14 protein-coding genes are annotated in these 18,555 nt (G+C 35.5%); all 14 read right to left on the bottom strand.

Annotated elements, in window-relative coordinates; translation table 11 throughout:
- Positions 1-8: 8 nt before the first annotated feature.
- Positions 9-773, bottom strand: coding sequence for a MerR family transcriptional regulator (locus P0092_RS21365; RefSeq protein ID WP_004618261.1), 765 nt, complete (start codon positions 771-773; stop codon positions 9-11).
- Between the two features lie 179 nt (positions 774-952).
- On the bottom strand, positions 953-1,846 hold the full coding sequence (locus tag P0092_RS21370; protein ID WP_004618260.1) for an AraC family transcriptional regulator: 894 nt from the start codon (positions 1,844-1,846) through the stop codon (positions 953-955).
- 87 nt (positions 1,847-1,933) lie between these two features.
- The gene (gene rlmH / locus P0092_RS21375) at positions 1,934-2,413 is read right to left on the bottom strand and encodes a 23S rRNA (pseudouridine(1915)-N(3))-methyltransferase RlmH (RefSeq protein WP_004618259.1); all 480 of its coding nucleotides are present in this window, start codon (positions 2,411-2,413) and stop codon (positions 1,934-1,936) included.
- 75 nt (positions 2,414-2,488) lie between these two features.
- Positions 2,489-3,280 (bottom strand): MBL fold metallo-hydrolase, encoded by a 792-nt coding sequence (locus P0092_RS21380; protein WP_004618258.1) that lies wholly within the window; start codon positions 3,278-3,280, stop codon positions 2,489-2,491.
- A gap of 23 nt (positions 3,281-3,303) precedes the next feature.
- The gene (locus P0092_RS21385) at positions 3,304-4,569 is read right to left on the bottom strand and encodes a UDP-N-acetylglucosamine 1-carboxyvinyltransferase (protein ID WP_004618257.1); all 1,266 of its coding nucleotides are present in this window, start codon (positions 4,567-4,569) and stop codon (positions 3,304-3,306) included.
- Between the two features lie 205 nt (positions 4,570-4,774).
- Positions 4,775-5,608 (bottom strand): two-component system regulatory protein YycI, encoded by an 834-nt coding sequence (gene yycI, locus P0092_RS21390; protein ID WP_004618256.1) that lies wholly within the window; start codon positions 5,606-5,608, stop codon positions 4,775-4,777.
- A 79-nt stretch (positions 5,609-5,687) separates the two neighbouring features.
- A complete protein-coding gene (locus P0092_RS21395; RefSeq protein WP_004618255.1) occupies positions 5,688-7,187 on the bottom strand; it encodes a hypothetical protein in 1,500 nt (499 codons plus the stop codon).
- A gap of 6 nt (positions 7,188-7,193) precedes the next feature.
- On the bottom strand, positions 7,194-7,628 hold the full coding sequence (locus tag P0092_RS21400; RefSeq protein WP_004618254.1) for a hypothetical protein: 435 nt from the start codon (positions 7,626-7,628) through the stop codon (positions 7,194-7,196).
- 107 nt (positions 7,629-7,735) lie between these two features.
- On the bottom strand, positions 7,736-9,559 hold the full coding sequence (locus P0092_RS21405) for an ATP-binding protein (RefSeq protein ID WP_004618253.1): 1,824 nt from the start codon (positions 9,557-9,559) through the stop codon (positions 7,736-7,738).
- Between the two features lie 34 nt (positions 9,560-9,593).
- A complete protein-coding gene (locus tag P0092_RS21410; RefSeq protein WP_004618252.1) occupies positions 9,594-10,292 on the bottom strand; it encodes a response regulator in 699 nt (232 codons plus the stop codon).
- 193 nt (positions 10,293-10,485) lie between these two features.
- Positions 10,486-11,580 (bottom strand): TolC family protein, encoded by a 1,095-nt coding sequence (locus tag P0092_RS21415; protein WP_004618251.1) that lies wholly within the window; start codon positions 11,578-11,580, stop codon positions 10,486-10,488.
- 29 nt (positions 11,581-11,609) lie between these two features.
- Positions 11,610-12,845: a TolC family protein gene (locus P0092_RS21420; protein WP_276187018.1), complete on the bottom strand. Its 1,236-nt coding sequence runs from the start codon at positions 12,843-12,845 to the stop codon at positions 11,610-11,612.
- A gap of 86 nt (positions 12,846-12,931) precedes the next feature.
- Positions 12,932-15,202: an S-layer homology domain-containing protein gene (locus P0092_RS21425; RefSeq protein ID WP_004618249.1), complete on the bottom strand. Its 2,271-nt coding sequence runs from the start codon at positions 15,200-15,202 to the stop codon at positions 12,932-12,934.
- Between the two features lie 184 nt (positions 15,203-15,386).
- Positions 15,387-18,311, bottom strand: a complete 2,925-nt coding sequence (locus P0092_RS21430) for a hypothetical protein (RefSeq protein WP_004618248.1) — start codon at positions 18,309-18,311, stop codon at positions 15,387-15,389.
- Positions 18,312-18,555 lie beyond the last annotated feature (244 nt).

Here is an 18,555-nt window from a genome sequence, read left to right on the forward strand (position 1 = left end):
GTCTGGTGTTAAAGTGTAGCGTTTGAATTAAAATGGTTTTTCATATATTCTAATTGCAGCAATATACGATTTGCACTTTTTTCTGCATCACTTAGTGAAGTAAGGAGCTTGTCACATGCTGTAATAATTTCCTCATCTTTTTTGGGCTTATTGATTACCTCTCTAATATCAATTTCCTTACTTTCTGATACGGCAGTCAGCGTTCTTAGAATTGCTGAAAGAGAATAGTTAGCACAGCGCAAAGTACGTATTATCTTTAATCTGTTAATATCACTGTCCGTATAAACCCTGTATCCGTTCTTCTTTCTTTTTACATTAAGTAAACCATTCATCTCCCAATTTCTTAATGTGTCCATTGTGACTTTTATATAGTCCGCAGTTTGCTTTCTTGTAAACAATATGTTGTTCTCTTCAGAAGCTATATCAGATAACAGCTTCTTTGAAAGTTCAATGGCTTCTTCCGCATTTCTCTGCTCTTGTTTTATCTGATTTATATATTCATTTGTACAATTAATTGCTTCTTCAAGCTCTCCCTCGGCAGATAACTTAACAACATCAATTATCTTCTTTCGAAGCCCATTTTGCAGAACCTCCACTTTAAAGGCAATTCTGGCAAGTTTAAATTGCTCTAAATGATAGTCAGTAAATACTCTATACCCATTTGGCAATCTATCAGCCTCAGGTATTAATTTAAGCTTTTCATAAAGACGTACGGTGTTGGAATGTACCCCGACTCTTTTAGCTAATTCTGCTGTCTTATATATTTTATACATATTATTGTCACCCCTATGTTATCATCATAACACTTGCACAAAGTCTGGTGATATAGTGGAGGGTTTATTCATTTCTCTTAAAAAATTACTTAACATAATTACTAACAAAATAAACCAAGGAGCTATTGCAAAAAGCCGGATACTCATGCAAATATCAACCCCTTGGTTTTATATGCAAATTATTTCTTTACAACCGGATACCACAATTCAATATAGCCATATTCTTCAGTACCCCCGTAAATCTCAAAATTTGCACCTTCTGCCCTTTCATATTCTGCCGTAGGCAACCATTCACTGAAAAATCTCTTTTGTAAATCAGTGAGAACCTTATAAAAGTCATCATCCCATTTAAACCCTTCAGATGGAAATATTGCATATGTTTGTGCAGGAATATGAACTGTTTTATAGCCATCTGTTTTACTATTCTTTGATACAAACGCGCACAGCATATAAGGGAACGTGTTTTCTTCCGATTTCCTATAGTTTTCAACTGCATGAAGTTTGCACAAGTCCTGCGATACAAAGCTTGGTAAATCGCCCGCATTTGAATAAAGTCTTTCGTACTCCCCATTACTATGACATTGCTGCCATAGTTGCCCGGGGGTCAGAAAACCTTCTTCTCCTTTTAAAGAACAGTTTGTTTCAATCCCAAAAATATTAAAAGCTTCTTTTGTTTCAATCCTGTAATCCATTTCCTTTTCTCCTTTTATTGAAATTTGAAAGGAAATTTTAGGATAGGCCTTTAACTTTACGCCTTCTCTTTTTGCCTCTGCCGGTGTTAACCCATGAAGTGTTTTGAATGCTCTCGCAAATGATGCCGCAGTATCGTATCCATATTTTACTGCCACATCAATAACTTTCATATCAGAGTTTTGCAATTCCAGTGCAGCTTGTGTCAATCTTCTTCTACGAATGTATTCGGCCAATGTAATATCTGTTATAAATGAAAACATACGTTGAAAATTGTAAGATGAGCAACAAGCCTTCATGGCGACTATATTAATATCAATTTCACCTGCTAAATTTGTCTCTATATAGTCAATTGCTGAGTTCATTTTAACTAGCCAATCCATATAATTCCCTCCCCTCAATAAAAGAATAATATAAACATAATATTAAAGCGTGATATTTTATGCACAGTTTTGTTGTATTCCTAAACCTCATTTATGGTAAGTCTCATTCTTAATTATCTTAAAAGCCCTGTACACCTGCTCCATAAGTATTACTCTGGCCAGTTGGTGGGGGAAGGTCATTTTTGAAAGACAAAGCCTGTAGTCGGCAATATTTATGAGACTTTGATCCAGTCCAAGTGAGCCGCCAATTATAAATGTTATGTGTGAGTTCCCCGAAAGCATAATATTTTCAATCTTGCCTGACAAGCCTGAAGAAGTTGTCTGTTCTCCTGCCAAATCCAATAATATAACGTAGCTTCCCTGTTTAACTCTCTTTAGCAGCTTATCCGCTTCCTTCTTTTTGACTTGGCTTTCCTGTGCCTCACTGAGAGTATCCGGTGCGTACTCATCATCAACTTCTATAATTTCCACTTCCGAGAAGCGGGATAATCTTTTTGAATACTCTGAAATCGCTTCTTTCAAATACTTTTCTTTTAGTTTTCCTACAGCCGCTATTGTAATTTTCATTTTTTTGTCTCCTGATTTCAACCTAAAAAATAAAGGAAAACCAGTAAATACTGATTTCCCCTTTTTCGTTCTTTATTATATTATATTAATATGTCCCACCCTGTCCCTTAGAGCAACTGCAAGTTCAACATCACTTCCCACTGCTATCTTCTTTTCACTTAAAGCATTATATGTTGTCTGATATGCAAGCTCCGGGAAGTTGTTTTCACTGCTTAAATGCCCTAAAATAAAACGGGTGCAGCCTTTTTCAGCAAGGTATGCTACTACCTTCGCTGCATTCTCATTGGACAAGTGACCGTGATCCCCCAGAATTCTTTTTTTCAATGGCCACGGGTAAGGGCCTACTTTTAGCATCTCCGTATCATGGTTGGATTCTAACAAAACCAGATCATTTCCTACTATGTATTCCAAAAGTTCTTCACTCATATGTCCTATATCCGTTGCAGTTGTGATTCTTTTGCCCTCTGCAAAAAAGTTAAAACCTACGGGTTCCGCAGCATCATGGGGAATAGAAAATGGCCTTACACATATATCTCCGATTTCAAACTGCTGACCGGTACAAAAGGCTACTTTGTTTTCAAGCTTTACAGGCCCAAGACCGGTTTCCATGGCACACCAGGTAGACTCATTTGCATATATGGGAATGTCTGCTTTTCTTGAAAGAATTCCGGCACCCCTAACATGGTCTGAGTGTTCATGGGAAATTAATATAGCACTTAGTTCCGCCGGACTTTCACCAATGGAACACAGTGCCTCAAGTATTCTCTTACCGCTCAAGCCGGCATCTATAAGAAGTTTTGTTTTTTCCGTACCAATAAAAAGCGCATTTCCACTGCTTCCACTAAATAAACTGCAAAACTTGACCATTTAACTAACCTCATTGTATATAATTAATCCTCGCACGGTACCCTGCTGATGTCAGCTCCGAGAATATTCAGCTTCTGTACAAAGTCCTCGTATCCTCTGTCTATATATTTAATATTTAAAACTTCAGTACGACCTTTTGAGATTAATCCTGCAAGAACCATTGCAGCCCCTGCCCTCAAATCAGTAGCTTTTACAGGCGCACCTGAAAGTTGATTTCCACCGTCTATGACAGCAATTCTTCCTTCAACCTTAATCCTTGCACCCATTCTTTTTAATTCATCTACATACTGGAATCTGGAATCCCATACGCCTTCAGTAATTGTACTTACACCCTCTGCAAGGCTTAAAAGCACAGTTGCTTGGGGATGAAGGTCTGTAGGAAATCCCGGATAAGGTAACGTCATTATGTTTACATTTCGAATCTTATTTCTGCCTAAAATTCTTATGAAATCTTCATCTTCCTGAACGGTAACGCCCATTTCAATAAGCTTTGCAGTGAGAGATTCCATATGCTTGGGAATAACATTTTTTACAATTACATCTCCCTGCGTAGCAGCGGCAGCAATCATAAATGTTCCCGCCTCAATCATGTCAGGAATAATGGAGTGAGTTCCTCCGCCTTTTAGGTGGTCTACACCCTTTATCTTTATTACATCTGTTCCGGCACCTCTGATGTTTGCACCCATAGCGTTAAGAAAGTTAGCAACATCAACTACATGTGGCTCCTTGGCAGCATTCTCGATAGTAGTCTGCCCATTTGCCTTTACGGCTGCCAGCATCAGGTTTATAGTAGCACCTACGCTTACAACATCAAGGTAAATCTGAGCTCCCGTTAGCTTTGAGGCATCAACCTTAACAATACCATGCTCTATTTCTACACTAGCACCCATTGCTTCAAAACCCTTTATGTGTTGATCAATAGGTCTGAATCCAAAATCACAACCGCCGGGAAGTGATACCTCCGCTTTTCCGAACCTTGCAATCAATGCCCCCAATAAATAATATGAAGCTCTCATACTTTTTACCAGTTCATACGGAGCTGTCCAGCAACTGATTTCTCTGGTGTCACATATAACGGTGTTGGCATCTTCTTTAGTAATCTTAGCACCTAACTTACCGAGTATCTCCAATAAAACTTTTACATCCTTAATATCAGGAACATTTTCTATACGGCTAATGCCGTTTATGATGAGTGCAGCAGGCAAAACAGCTACTGCAGCGTTTTTGGCTCCGCTAATTGTAACTTCGCCGTTTAGGGGACATGGCCCATTTATTATAAACTTATCCAAACCCTTATACACCAACCTTTTGTATAAACTGTCCAGGCTATAAACAGCAATACCTGTTTAATAAATCAAATGGCAAATCTGTAAATACGTCAAATTATGTAATCAATTAGTACTTGCTAAAACATTACACACACGATTTCATTATACCATTTAGATTTAAATTATTCTACCATTAATATCATATATTAATAATTACCAATCTTAGTTATTTTATTTCCTCACCATTACGTGCATTGAAATAAAACTCTCTTCCATCAGTATTTCTTATTCTCCAGGATAACCCTTCGTAAAGAGTCGTTGTTCCCTTGTCAACCCCGGTATAACCCTTAAAGCCCATATCAACATTGCATATGTCGATACCTTGATATTTGGTCATCTTTGTAATCAATATCTGATACACCGGAATAACATTTATATCTCTTCTTGCAGTTATACTTATTGGTTTATTATATTGATATTTTATCCCACACATTTCCTTATTTATTACCTGAATTTCAATGAAATTATCAAAAACCTCATATCCTTTATAAAATCCTTTATAAATTAATAGTTTTTCATTTACTTTTTTTGTATCAGGGTAGTAATCCTGCTTGAATTCATCGAATGGTAAACCCATTTTAGAAGCCAATGCCTTGAATTTTGCATTGATACCTTCTTTGCTGTCGGTATAAACTTTTACATTGTTTTCACCGACTCCCGTATACTCAAAACCCGAATCCGATGTGAACACAAGCTTATTCATATCCTTTGTATATGTATCATTTCCTGATTTTACATACCCTTTTCCAAGCAGTACATCAGCTATCTTTGTCTTATCTAAGGGGCTATCTTTATATTGGAGTATGTAATCCTTCCCTTTATATTTTGGTATGGGACATTCTACATTTATACCATTTTTGGCCATGATTAGTCCCGTGTTAGTTATGGTTTGCTGTGATACCTGCTCAACTTTAATGTTTTTGTACCAGGCGAAAGCCAAAACTATATTCAATATTGTAAATACTATTATTAAAATTATCTTGGCTCTTTTCCAGTCCATTTATCCTCCTTCTGGTTATTATGTACATTATTTCCCCTTGCACCATATTATATTCATTTATCCCAATTCTTTTTTATTTTTAGTTTAAAGGTACTACATACCTACCGTTATCATCTGTGTAAAGAACAAAACTTGGTGCTATACTTTCCTTAAGGGCGGAATTTGATAATACATAATAAATCCCAAAATTCTTAACAGAAATATCCTTGTCACTTAGCTCCGGATACTTTTCAAATGCCTTTGAGTACATGTATTGAAATGCCCATTTATATTTTACGGGCTTTCCCAGTTTAAACTTAACAGGTACCATTTGACAATGAACTACTCTCTTTGAATTAGCTTCTATAATAATACTATTTTCTTGATTATCCATACCTTTTGCAACTGAATAATCCTTTAGCAGCACCGGAACCTCTCCATATTGCTCGTTAACCAAGACAGCGTAGTCAAATTTAAAAATATATGAGTTTGGCTTTTCCTCAATAGAGCTGAGATATACATTTACTTTAGAGAGAAAGTTATTTTGTTTGTTTACATCTATAATAAACTCTATTGCTTTTTTATAGGCGTCCAATAACCTGAGATTATAGGCTGATGTCTGACTTCCTGTGTACTTGTATTCCAGAATCGAATTTTTGTATAACCGATACACAATATCCAGTCTTTTAAAAACTACTGAACCATTGATGTCCTTATAATAGTCATAATCCCTGCTTGACTCTCCAAACAGCTCCGAAGCAATCTTTTCATAATCTTCATAATCCAGAGAATTTAATTCTGTTTCATCCATACCAGAAAAGGTTGAACATGTGATACTTGGGTAAGCTTCTTCAGCATTATCCAGCATTGGCCCAAGCATATCATTTGGAAAATTTATCTCTTCCGAATTTCCCCACTTTTCAGCGGCAGTTTGATAATTTTTTGATGTAGTATTATCATTTAGGATAGTAACCATTTCTGTAAAATCCTTACTTCTCAATGAATTAACCTTATTAGCCAAACTATATGTGTATATATTCTTGTCATCTCTGATGTAAAGAGTGTCACTGTAACCGTTATCCGGGTCATCCGGACATATGATTATCTTGTAAATGCTTGAAAGGCCATCTCCTGCAGAGGGCTTGAGATTTAATACCCATTTTATAATATCTGTGGGAACAGATGTATTAAACTCAAGCATATAGGGTTTGCTGGCTGCCATTTTACCCCACAGTTTATCATTGTAGAGTTGAGTCTTTTGGGGTTTAATATCCAGAGCTTGAGCCAAATACAGCTTAGCTCCCTCCCAAATACTATTATAATCCTTTGACCCATTGGGTATAATGAAATGATCTCCATCAAAATCTGTTGACAGCACAATTCTTGAAGGTAAAAGATACTTTGATTTTGTGTCTTCTACCGATACCTGTAATGCAATTTTGGAATCAGAAAAAAGAGACGATAAAAAAGGGAAACTGCTGGATTGAGTACTCCAGAGAATTCCCACCTGTACTACGCAAAGAACTATTAAGATTATCAAAAAAGCAGTTTTAAGCTTTTCCAAATATAAACGAACTTTATCAGAACTTAATTTTATCATAATATTCTAAAATTTATCTAAAAGCCAATTACGGATATTATCTAGCAAACTCTTCTTTTCTGCAGCATAAATTATGGTGTAATCTTTAGGTTCATCTTTTGCATTCCTTGTATACGCTAGTACTCTGATACGATTTTCACCCTTGTATTTAAGCTCAACGTTTTTACCAAACAGCTTGCTATTTCCAACTTTAAAAGTTAATTCTCCGTCAGTAGTTTCAAGAGGCTGGAACTTCTCAGTGGCTTTATCCCAGTACTGAAACTCAATAAAAGTTTCATCGTAGGTACACACGCCACATATTGAGAATACAGATTTTTCTACTACCTCATTGCCATCCGGCCTTGTAATCTTGACAATATTTGAAGCTGCCATTGCAGGTACGGCGAATAAAGCTGTTAAAACAGAAACTATTATAATAAAAATCAGTATTTTTGATTTCATACTATCACCTCGAGAAAAAAACAACTATTTGTACTATTTCCCAGTACTATATATTTATTATAATACAAATTCTGTTACAATTCCATTACATGGCATTTAAAAAATATTTACACTTCACGCGGTAACTTAACTGTTACCTCCGTACCTTTACCTATTTCACTGGAAATATTGATAGTACCTCCGTGTGCCTGAACTATTTCCTTGGCAATAGAAAGACCTAACCCAGTACCTCCCATATCTCTTGACCTTGCCTTGTCTACTCTGTAGAACCGCTCAAAGACTCTTGGTAAGGACTCACTGGGAATTCCTATACCCGTGTCCGTAACTTTTACATATATATCGTTGTAGATAATACCAACATACACCGTTATTTCACCATACTCAGAGGTATACTTAATTGAGTTGCTTATAAGGTTTACTATAACTTGTTCCATCCTGTCCTTATCAGCACTTATTGCAGGAATATCTCCTATTACATAGCTATCAAGCTTTTGATGCTTTCTTTGTGCTTCAATCTGCAATCTTTCTACAATTGTTTTTACAATTGTATCCAAAGATACACATTCCATTTTCCAGTTCATCTGCTGATTATCAAGTCTGGACAACTGAAGCAAATCCTTTACCAATCTGGTCATTCTGTCCGCTTCGGAATCAATTACACAAAGAAAACGTTTTGATGTTTCCTGATCCTCCATGGCACCTTCCAAAAGTGTCTCGGTGTAGCTTTTTATTGAAGTAATAGGAGTACGAAGTTCATGTGAAACATTTGCCACAAATTCCCGCCTCATACTATCCAGTTTTTGCTGCTCAGTATCATCATGAAGTACTACTATAATACCTTCCGGTTTTTTGTTGGTATCTGTAAATACAGCAAAATACACCTTTACATACATATCGTTTAAAATAGTATCTGATTCCCTCACAGGTGATTCTTCAAAATAAACGATATCTTCAATTCTTACATCCAGACCTACCTTAACGGCAAATTCTTTGAAAGGACTGTTTACCACATCACTGCCTAAAAGCTTGGTTGCTGCCGGGTTAGCATGAATAGCCATTCCTTTTAGATCAAAGGCTATTACGCCATCAGCCATGTAGTTAAGTATGGTCTCTACTTTGTTCTTCTCACTTGATATCTCGGACAATGTCTTCTTAAGCTCAGAGGACATGTAGTTGAAGGTTCTTGTGAGATTTCCTATTTCATCTTCCGATTTAACTGCCAACTGCTCGCCAAAATCTCCTTCGGCCACTTTTTCAGCCTTATGCATTACACTTATTATAGGAGACGTAATAGTCTTTGAAAGCATGTACCCCAGAAGCAACGACAAAAACACTGCTATAAGCGCACTGGTAAGTATCAGATAGTTAAACTTCTCCAATATTGGCAGCCATGCTTCTTCCTGATACGTAAAGTAAAAAATCAAATTGTCTTTTGGTTTTTTTATATATTCAAAGTACTTACCATTAGGGCCTTTGATTAAACTCTCGTTTTTCTGGGGTTGATTTCCTGCCCAAATAGACATAAGACTTTCACTGGTCTTAATATTATTTGCAAACGCCTCAGGATCGTCCGTATAACCCTTCTCAGATGAATAAAGGATTCCTCCGGTAGAAGTCTGTATCTTTGTTAAGTCAATAACTGTCATTCCCAAGAAGGAGGAATTTGCACCAAAGAACTGGGTATCCCCACCTTCGGTAAAATACTCCGTAAGCTTTTGATTGGCTTCTGGAACTCCGCCTCTTACATCTATCCAGTTTTTATATCCTGTTTCTATGCTGTTTGCAAAGCTGTCATAATATATATTCTGAAGCCCGGTATTAATAACCACATATACTACGGAAACCAGAATAATACACATTGAAATGAAAATGTATACAAGCTTCCACTGCAGACTGCTGAGAAGCCTTAAAAACCCTTTCCAAAATTTCATGTTAACTCCTACATATAACATTTAGCCAAATTAACTAAATTTTATTGAAATAGTACCCGACTCCTCTTTTAGTAACAATGTACTGTGGATTTGCAGGGTCCAGCTCGAGTTTTTCCCTTACTCTTCTAACGGTAACATCAACAGTTCTTACATCTCCGTAGTATTCATAGCCCCAGACCTTTTCCAGAAGAGTTTCTCTTGAAAATATGGTTCCTTGCTGTGCTGCGAGGAATTTCACCAGTTCAAACTCACGCAGAGTAAGCTCTATGGTTTCTTCGCCCCTCTTAATTTCATACCTGTCTATATCAATTGTTAAATCTCCATACTTGTTTATGTGAGAATTAGTATCCTCCCCCGGTTGCTCACCGGGTATCAACCTTCTAAGGTTTGCCTTGACCCGTGCCATGAGTTCCCTTGGGCTAAACGGTTTTGTTATATAATCATCTGCTCCCAGCTCAAGTCCCAGAACTTTATCCACTTCCTCTTCCTTTGCAGTCAGCATAAGTATAGGTGTTGAAATGGATTGTCTTAATTTTCTGCATACAGTGAACCCATCCATTTTGGGAAGCATAATATCCAGTAAAATGAGATCCGGATTTTGGGAAAGTGCCAAATTAACTGCTTCCTCCCCATCATAAGCCTCTATTGTATCATAACCTTCCTTCTTTAAATTGAACTTCAATATGTCCACAATATTTTTCTCATCGTCTACAATTAAGATCTTTTTGCTCAAAATGACACCCCTAATCAAATTTTTTATGTATTTCTACACTCAAACCTATCTTGAATTATATCATTAATTATACGTAATTAAAAATTAATATTTTGGTAATAGTGCTTTTTATGTAAAATAGAAGGAGTATAAATATAATATACTCCTGTAACTTAGACGTAATCTTTTTGAAAAAGTTCCGTTAATTAATAAGTTATTTATGGAATTTTTCTGATGCAAGATAATAATCAAGTTTAGCACGTTTATATGCTATAACTGAATCTTCATATTTTTGGATTGAATCATTATATGTAATAATATTTATATATCCATTATTATATTTAGCTTTTGTAATATCCATCTGCTTTTTATTAAAATTTGACTCCATCTCTTTAATGTCGATATCATCTCTTAAATTCAAAAGCTCATTATATTCTGTCATAACATTATTTTCTTCATCCAGTAAAAGCTTATTGTAATCATACTCCGCAATTAGCAGCTTATCCTCAGCTTCTTCCAAACCATCCGGAATCATCTTTGTGGAGCTGAAATTTATAATTTTATATTCAATTTTTGCTTCGTTCCAATCATTAAGTGCTTTTAATATTGAAGAACTTTTAGACTCCCTGTCAGATAATATCTCTTTAGTATCAATATTATTAGCCTCATACATTGGGACATCCTGCTTTGCTAAATTTATGTTACTCAATAAAGGTCTGCCAAGCAATGAATTCAAATCTATAGCTAAACTACTTAAATCTCTTTCTATCAAATCCTTTTGCTGTTCTGCTGTTTTAATTGCTACTTCTGTTTCTTCAACTACAGACTTTAATTGACTGCCGGCTGCAACTTGATCTTTAAGAATTTTCAACTTGTTGTTAAGTCTGTTTATGGAATTTATCTGGCTACTCATCTTTTCCTCTGTAAATAAGTACTCAAAATATGCTTTTGTAGTATCTATCTTCAAAGATGATATTTTTTCATTTTTCTGTAATAACAATATTGATAAAGCATCTTTTTTTTGAACTGGAATTAACTCCTTAACTTTTTTCACCTCTGCTCTTTCATCATCTGTGTTCCATGAATCATCTGCTATTTCAGCTTTTCTTTTTGCGTAATCAAGCCTTTTTTGAGCATTCGCTATCTGGTTTTCAAAAAGCTGTATAGAATTATTCTTTGAAACAACTTCCAGTGCCTGTCCCAAAGTTACCTTTTTATCTATGGGTGCCGCACTAACCGCACATGACGAGGCTATCAGTACTGATATAACTATGGTAATTGCAATTACAGAATTCATAATTTTCTTCATAACTACTCTCCTTTTTATTATTTAATCTTTTAAACTCCGCATGCGGCGGTTAAGACACTTATCTTATATGCCAGGTCACGAGTAGCCTTCTCATAATTGAGTCTGCTTGCATCACAGTTAAGTCTTGAATAATCCAATGCAGTACTGCTTATCAGGCCTGACTGATACTGAATTTTTGCTTTGTCATAGCTTTTTTTGCTTTCGTTATATTTTCTTGTTTCAATATCAACACTCTTTTTGTTGTAAGAAATTTTTGCATAGATATTGTCGATATCTTTTCTTACAAACTCCTCCTGAACCTTTATTTCATTATCAAACTCATCAATACTAAGCACCGTTTCCTTAAAAGTCAATTGTAGTTCTTCGTTTTCATGTACATAAGTCAAATATTTATCAATTATCGGTAGCCGTGTCTGAGCAGCAAGTTTATTCATTTTGGGAATTGCTATTTCTTTCCTGTTAAGCAATGCATTTTTTAGGCTGATATCGTAAGATGGTATATACAATTCTCTTTGTGATATTTCATTAGGTTTAATTTCTAAAACAGTATTTAGCTTCAGTCCGAGATTTTTTTTCAAATTGAACTCAAGATTTTCTTTTGTTCTTTTCTGTTTATTTAATTCCAACTTTTTAATTTGAAAATCCATTCTAGATTTATTAAAATCTATTTCTGAAGCTGTTCCATTTTTGAATTTCTGTTCGATTCCATATAGTTCACGCTCCATAACTTTTAGATAATCTTCAGATAAAGCAATCGAATCATTAATTAAAATCAAATTGTCATATAGTTGCCTCACTCCATCGATTAACCCTTTTCTTAGGGTCTCTCCATTTATTTTTAGCTGCATCATTTGCAGCCAAACATCGCAGTTTGGAAATTCATCAGGGTATATCACAGGTTTTAAGGTCTTATTTTCAAATATTTTAGAGTCTTTAAATACTGCATAGTACATTACCAACTCCCCCTGTTCATAAGACTGAAGAAATTGGCCGCTTATCATTTTATCGTATAACCTATTAAACTCTGTCTTCATATCATACTTATGCATTTTGTGTGTCTCTTCTAATGCACCATAAGGCTTTGTTAGTTTATATAAGCTTTTCTCAATCTTATCAAATTGGTTTGTGGCTAAAATAGCCTTGTCGTACGCGGTGTCCAAACTTATTGCCGTATTTTTATTCTGAGTAATAGCCGCACAAGGTACTATTGACTGCATTAAAATAAAGGTTAACAGTACAACCCCAAAAATCTTTTTTACTACCATGCTGTTCCTCCTCTTTAATAATTCCTATCAATTATAATTCTAAAAAAGACACTCAAAGAGTGTCCTTTTTTACTACATGCAAAACTTTATTCTCCAATTACAATTGCTGTATTAACTTGGTCACCTGAATACGTCTCTCCCGTGATGTCCTTTATTTCATTGTATTTCAAATAAAATTGCTTGGAAAAATCAATCTTATCAAATCGCAATACAATTGTATTAGTATCAATGTACGTTATTGCCAAAGGCATTTTATTTGCATTATCATCGCCTATCATCTGAATGTAATAATTACTGGTTAATATATTGGGTACATCCAGAGCAATGTCTTTGTTCAAAGTAATTTTAATTGTATCCTTTGCTATGAAGGCAGCTTTAATAATCTCGGGCTTTGTTTTTAATGCGTTGTTTGCGATATATGTATACTCCAATGGTGCAGTCAGAGCGGTTCCAGTATAGTCCTGCAATGTGTTCAGTATCCTTACTTTATACATATATCCTGCTGTCATAGGCTTATTATATGAAAAATACAGTTTAACAGTATTAGGAGACTCACTTGAGTATACCGCTTTCACCGGGCTGATATTGTATGAAGTATTATTAAGGCAAAGAACAGAGTAATTTGTTATATCCTCAGCTGTTTTAGGATTCAGCTTCCTGTCAAAGGATATTGAAACACTATTCAAGTCTATAGGTGCTATTGAAGCAATCTTCATATCACTTATAGCTTTGTCAGTAGGATTGAAAGAGTATGACTGTTCTTCTATCTTATTTTGCTTGGTTGCATCACTTACACTATTTATCATCAGTCCATATGCTTTTTTTATGTCAAAATTACCTGCAATTGTTAAAACGACTGCGCAATCTGTACCATATGTATTACTGGTAGTAGTAGCCTTTATAATCTGTACTGGTGTCCCTATAGTTAATTCTGTTATATAGTAGCTGAAAACCTGTTCCGCAGTCACCTTATTAATTGGTTTATTAAAATCCAACTGTATTGACTTGGTATTTAAAGGAACCAGCCCAACCAACTTAAATGACTCACTGGCGATAGACTTTGCAATAAAATTCATCTGATCTCCGGATTCCTGACCAAGATAAGTTCCATAGGAACTAATCAGAGAACCTTTTATTTTCACTGTGTATTCTACGTCCTGACTAAAAGTAAAATTCTTTACTCTTAGTATTACAGCATCAGACTTGCCATCCATAACCTTAACAGATATATTATTTTTATTACCTTCAATTAACGTCTCATCGGATTTTAAAATTGAATAACAATCAGGTTGCTCTGCATTTATATTTATAGGATGAGTAAAATATATAGCAATGTCACTTGCAGATACTTGCTCAATCTTACTAATCTTAAATAAATCTGACTTAACTGCCTTGTTTTCAAATCCAATAAATTTACTTTTTATTTCCTTTACGTAATTATTATCTTCATCTAATAAATTTGATATTTTTATTACATACTCAATTCCTGCTTTCTGAGCATCCGTTTTTATCCTGATTTCCTTATCTGTCTGTGATATTATCTTTGCTGAAAGCGCTGTCCATTTCAAATTTTCATATACTGATATATCTGTATCCTTTAATTGCTTTATGGGTTCATTCAACTCAATTTTAATCCACTGACTACTTTGTACGGAAACCTTTGATATTTCAACAGGCAACTTATCATCTGACAGTCCGGAATCAGCAACAACCTTTGGTTCTAACTTCCCTTCATTTACAAGCTGTTTAAGCAATGTATTATCTGAGTCTTTTACTTTAAGTGTCAATGCAGTATACATAATATTTACAACTTCTGCTCTTGTATAATTAACATTATCCTGTGTTTTTCCATTATAGTCATTACCGGTTACCAAGCCTATGTCATATGCCTTTTGATATACGCTGTTCCAGTTAAAATCATCGCTAGTATAACCAAGAGCTTTCATTGTCATAGTTAAGAAGGCCTTTTCAGTGACATTGGAATTGGGACCAAATTTATTATTACCTATTCCACTGATAACATCATTCTCTTTACAAAAACCAACATATGCTGAAAACCAGTCAGTAGTCTTTATGTCATCAAACCCTGTATTTATGTATTGACTACTTTTATCTGCTACCTCCTTGCTCTTGCCCATTAGCTTTACAATAAATGTAGCAGCCTCGCTTCTTTTTAAATTTGATTCCAGACTATAATTTCCTTTACCGTCACCAGCCAGCATTCCAAGCTTGTTTAACGCCTGAGCTTTAGCAATAACATCGGTAACTGCACCGGTTTCAGCTGCAAAAGTCATTGATACGGATGCTGTAATTATACATATTGTCAAAATCATCGCTAATATTCTTCTTTTGTTCATTGTTTCCTCCTCATATGACTATACGCAAAAATTCCCTTAATGTCTAAATAATATCATAGAAATGTCATATATTACATACAATTTTGTTACTTTTATCTTACAAATTCCTATCTTATTAACATAGTTGCTAATAAAAAACCCCGTGGGATAAATCCCACGGGGTTTTTTCACTCTTTAAAGAGTATTATTTGTTTGACCATTCATCTTGAGCGCCTAATGTGTTCTTAGCAAGATCCTGAATTTCTCCAACTTGCTTAACCTTAACAATATCAGTACCCAATGTGTATGAACCATAATCAAGAGTTTTAAGTGTTATAATTACCTGAGCTTTGTCTGCTGGGTTTACTTGAACACTATCAATCTCGTAACCAGCAACTGTATAATCAGATTCTTGAACAGATGCTGCATATATGTCTTCATCGTAAGTTATAGTTACAGTCTTCAAAGCTTTCTTTGTTCCCTTATTGTCATCAATATCTGTAAATGCCATATCTGCAACTTTGGATGGAGCACGTTTGTCAACTATTGATATAAGTTTTTTACCATCGCCATCTTTTGTAGTAGTATTGAAATCTACAGTGCTACCATATTCATTTTGCGCTTTAGTAATACCATTTGTCTTAACATCAACATTTGCACCAACAGCAGATGTAATGTCTTTTGTTACTAAAGTAATGTAGGTAACTCCATCAGCAATACTCACTGACAATGAATTTGGTTTATCAGTAAATGTAGTTCCACCGTCTGTTGAATATAAGAAATCATTTACTTCCATATTCTTCAGAACATCTTCAAACTTAAGCTTTATAGCATTCTTACCAGTAATCTGGTATTCAGCTAAAGCAACTGTAGTCTTTGTTCCAATAACTTTTTCAGCTGAGAAGAATTCTGACCAGTTACCTGCTGCGTCCTTGACTCTTGCAACATAGATATTGTCAGTAGCACTAGGAGCAGTTTTGAAAGTAATAACAACAGCTTTATTACCATCTACAGCGTCAATAGTGTAAGCATCAGTATTAAGAGTTGTTGAAGCAGCTGATGTAGCACCTATTCTGTAAACTGTCTTATCAGTTATTGAAGCTAAGTCCATTGCTTCAGTAAATGTTATCTTATACTTTAAGTCAGATACCAATTTAGCTGATTTTATTTCTGGAGGAACTTTGTCAGTACCTGTAAAGGACAATGTTACTTCATCAATCTGGTTTTTAGCTACAGATACATCTTTTACATTCTTAACAGTAAGAGTGTATGATGTTCCGTTAAGTGCTTTTTCATCAGTAGTTGTCAACTTAATTACTTTTTTGCTGTCTACATCAAAAGCAGCAGTTGCAACTGAAACAACATCATTACCATTCTTTAATACATAGTTTCCTACGTTATTAGCGGCATTTGCCAGTCCATCGCTTTGAACATCTTCTGAGAAAGTTACCTTAACTGTCTTTGCATCTACGAATTCTGCAGTTGCAGTAGGCTTAGTTAAGTCAGCAGCAGTACTTACAGCAAATGATGTAGCTGCCAATTTGTTGCCATAATTATCTTCAATCTTTGTTCCTGAATCACTAACATAGTTAATGTATACAGTAGTTGCTCCCGGTGGGAATGGACGTGCATTAGTAAAGTCTATCTTAAATGTCTGGTCATCAGTAGTAGTTACAGTTCCAGCAGTAGAAGCCAAAACTTTGTTTGTATCAGAATTGTATGTATGCGTAATTGCAACATTAGCGTTACCACTAAATGCACCAGTCTTTATAGCCTTGTTAAACTTTACTGTAACAGATGTTTCAGTTGATTCAACATAAGTAAGAGCCAGTGCTGAAGTATCTTTTACATAATCAAATGTAAGAGTAGCTCCCTGTATCTGATATCCTGCGTTATCAAATAACTTTGATCCTGAACCTATGAACTCAATCTTGTGTGAACCTTCACCCAAATCTGAGTATGTCTTGATATTTAATTCAAGACCATTAGTTCCTGTAGCAGTTGAGTCTATAGCAATAAAAGCACCATCAATTTTAACTGAACTTGCTATGTCTGAACCAATAAGAGCTGTAAAACCAGAACCAGCATGTGTTCTTAGCGGTTCTGATAATGTAACTTTTATGTTCTTAGGACCAGTTGTTGAAACTGATTTTGCATATGGTACTGTAGTATCTTTTACAGATATACCCTTTATAGTCTTGTCAGCAGCAAATCCAACTGCCTTCAATACAGTAAGTTCGATATCTGTTGCATAGTTACCCATAGCATTAGCGCTTGCTGTTCTCAAAGTAACAGTAGTCTTGTCATCTGACAATGTAACAGCTTCAGGTTCACTTGTTCCAATTTTGTAGTTTGCAGTCTTCTTAGCAGCATCTACATTTGTTACAGGGCCATTGAAAGTTACTACTAATTCTCTTAGGTTAAGAGCTTCTACTTTAGCAATATCCAAAGTAGTAGGAGCAGCTATCAAACCAGCCTTTACAGCAACTGCTTTCTTAGCAGCATCAGTTCCAACTAAAACATCAACAACTGTCTTAGTTGCATCTTTAGCCTTAACAGTTAAAGTATCAAATACTACTGCAGAAGCAGCATCTCTTGTAAGATCTGCATCAGTAATATCATCTGCGATACCTGCAAGGATTTTACCAGCTGACTTAGCAGCTAACTTTTCAACTGCTGTAGCATATTCGTTCTCAGCTGCAAATCCGAGAGCGTTCATGAACATTGATGCAAGGTCTTTTCCCTTTAATTCATCGCCAGCAGCTAACTTGTTGTTGCCACCCTTCATAACGCCTTCTTTAACAGCAAGAGCTACCCAACCTTCAGCCCATGCAGGAACTTCTGCAGCGTCATCAAATTTTGCAATAGCGGAAACATCTGCTGCTTCCATATCTTTGTCTGTCTTTCCTAGTACTGTCTTTAATACTAATACAGCACCTTGTGCTCTAGTTAATTTTTCACCAAGCATCAAGTCACCAGCAGTATTTCCCTGCCAAATGCCGAGATCCTTAAGTACTGTTGCCTGATCTTCAAATTCATATGAACCTGAAGCAGCAAATGCAGCAGTCATAGATGTTAACACCAATGCTACGGCTATAACAACTGCAGTAAGCTTTCTGAGATTTCTCATGTTCTCAAATCCTCCTTGTGTATTTTGTAGCGGGCGGGCTTTAAAATCCAGAGCGGGCTACGCCTCTCCCACTATTTATAGCCCCACTCGTTTAAACAATTTTCCAAGATTCGGTAGCATTAGAATGACATTACCTAAATTTACCTATCTTGATTCATATGTATTATATCACTGGCAAATTTTGCAGTCAACTTACTCTATTTAAGTGTAAAGAATTTGTAACAGTATTGAAAAAAATCCGAAG

The sequence above is a fragment of the Ruminiclostridium papyrosolvens DSM 2782 genome, assembly GCF_029318685.1.
Lineage (GTDB): Bacteria > Bacillota > Clostridia > Acetivibrionales > DSM-1351 > Ruminiclostridium > Ruminiclostridium papyrosolvens.

Bases quoted from the DNA above. Each gene is read 5' to 3' on its own strand.
- P0092_RS21365 (WP_004618261.1), bottom strand. From the start codon at position 773: ATGTATAAAATATATAAGACAGCAGAATTAGCTAAAAGAGTCGGGGTA.
- P0092_RS21370 (WP_004618260.1), bottom strand. From the start codon at position 1,846: ATGGATTGGCTAGTTAAAATGAACTCAGCAATTGACTATATAGAGACA.
- rlmH (WP_004618259.1), bottom strand. From the start codon at position 2,413: ATGAAAATTACAATAGCGGCTGTAGGAAAACTAAAAGAAAAGTATTTG.
- P0092_RS21380 (WP_004618258.1), bottom strand. From the start codon at position 3,280: ATGGTCAAGTTTTGCAGTTTATTTAGTGGAAGCAGTGGAAATGCGCTT.
- yycI (WP_004618256.1), bottom strand. From the start codon at position 5,608: ATGGACTGGAAAAGAGCCAAGATAATTTTAATAATAGTATTTACAATA.
- P0092_RS21395 (WP_004618255.1), bottom strand. From the start codon at position 7,187: ATGATAAAATTAAGTTCTGATAAAGTTCGTTTATATTTGGAAAAGCTT.
- P0092_RS21400 (WP_004618254.1), bottom strand. From the start codon at position 7,628: ATGAAATCAAAAATACTGATTTTTATTATAATAGTTTCTGTTTTAACA.
- P0092_RS21405 (WP_004618253.1), bottom strand. From the start codon at position 9,559: ATGAAATTTTGGAAAGGGTTTTTAAGGCTTCTCAGCAGTCTGCAGTGG.
- P0092_RS21415 (WP_004618251.1), bottom strand. From the start codon at position 11,580: ATGAAGAAAATTATGAATTCTGTAATTGCAATTACCATAGTTATATCA.
- P0092_RS21420 (WP_276187018.1), bottom strand. From the start codon at position 12,845: ATGGTAGTAAAAAAGATTTTTGGGGTTGTACTGTTAACCTTTATTTTA.
- P0092_RS21425 (WP_004618249.1), bottom strand. From the start codon at position 15,202: ATGAACAAAAGAAGAATATTAGCGATGATTTTGACAATATGTATAATT.
- P0092_RS21430 (WP_004618248.1), bottom strand. From the start codon at position 18,311: ATGAGAAATCTCAGAAAGCTTACTGCAGTTGTTATAGCCGTAGCATTG.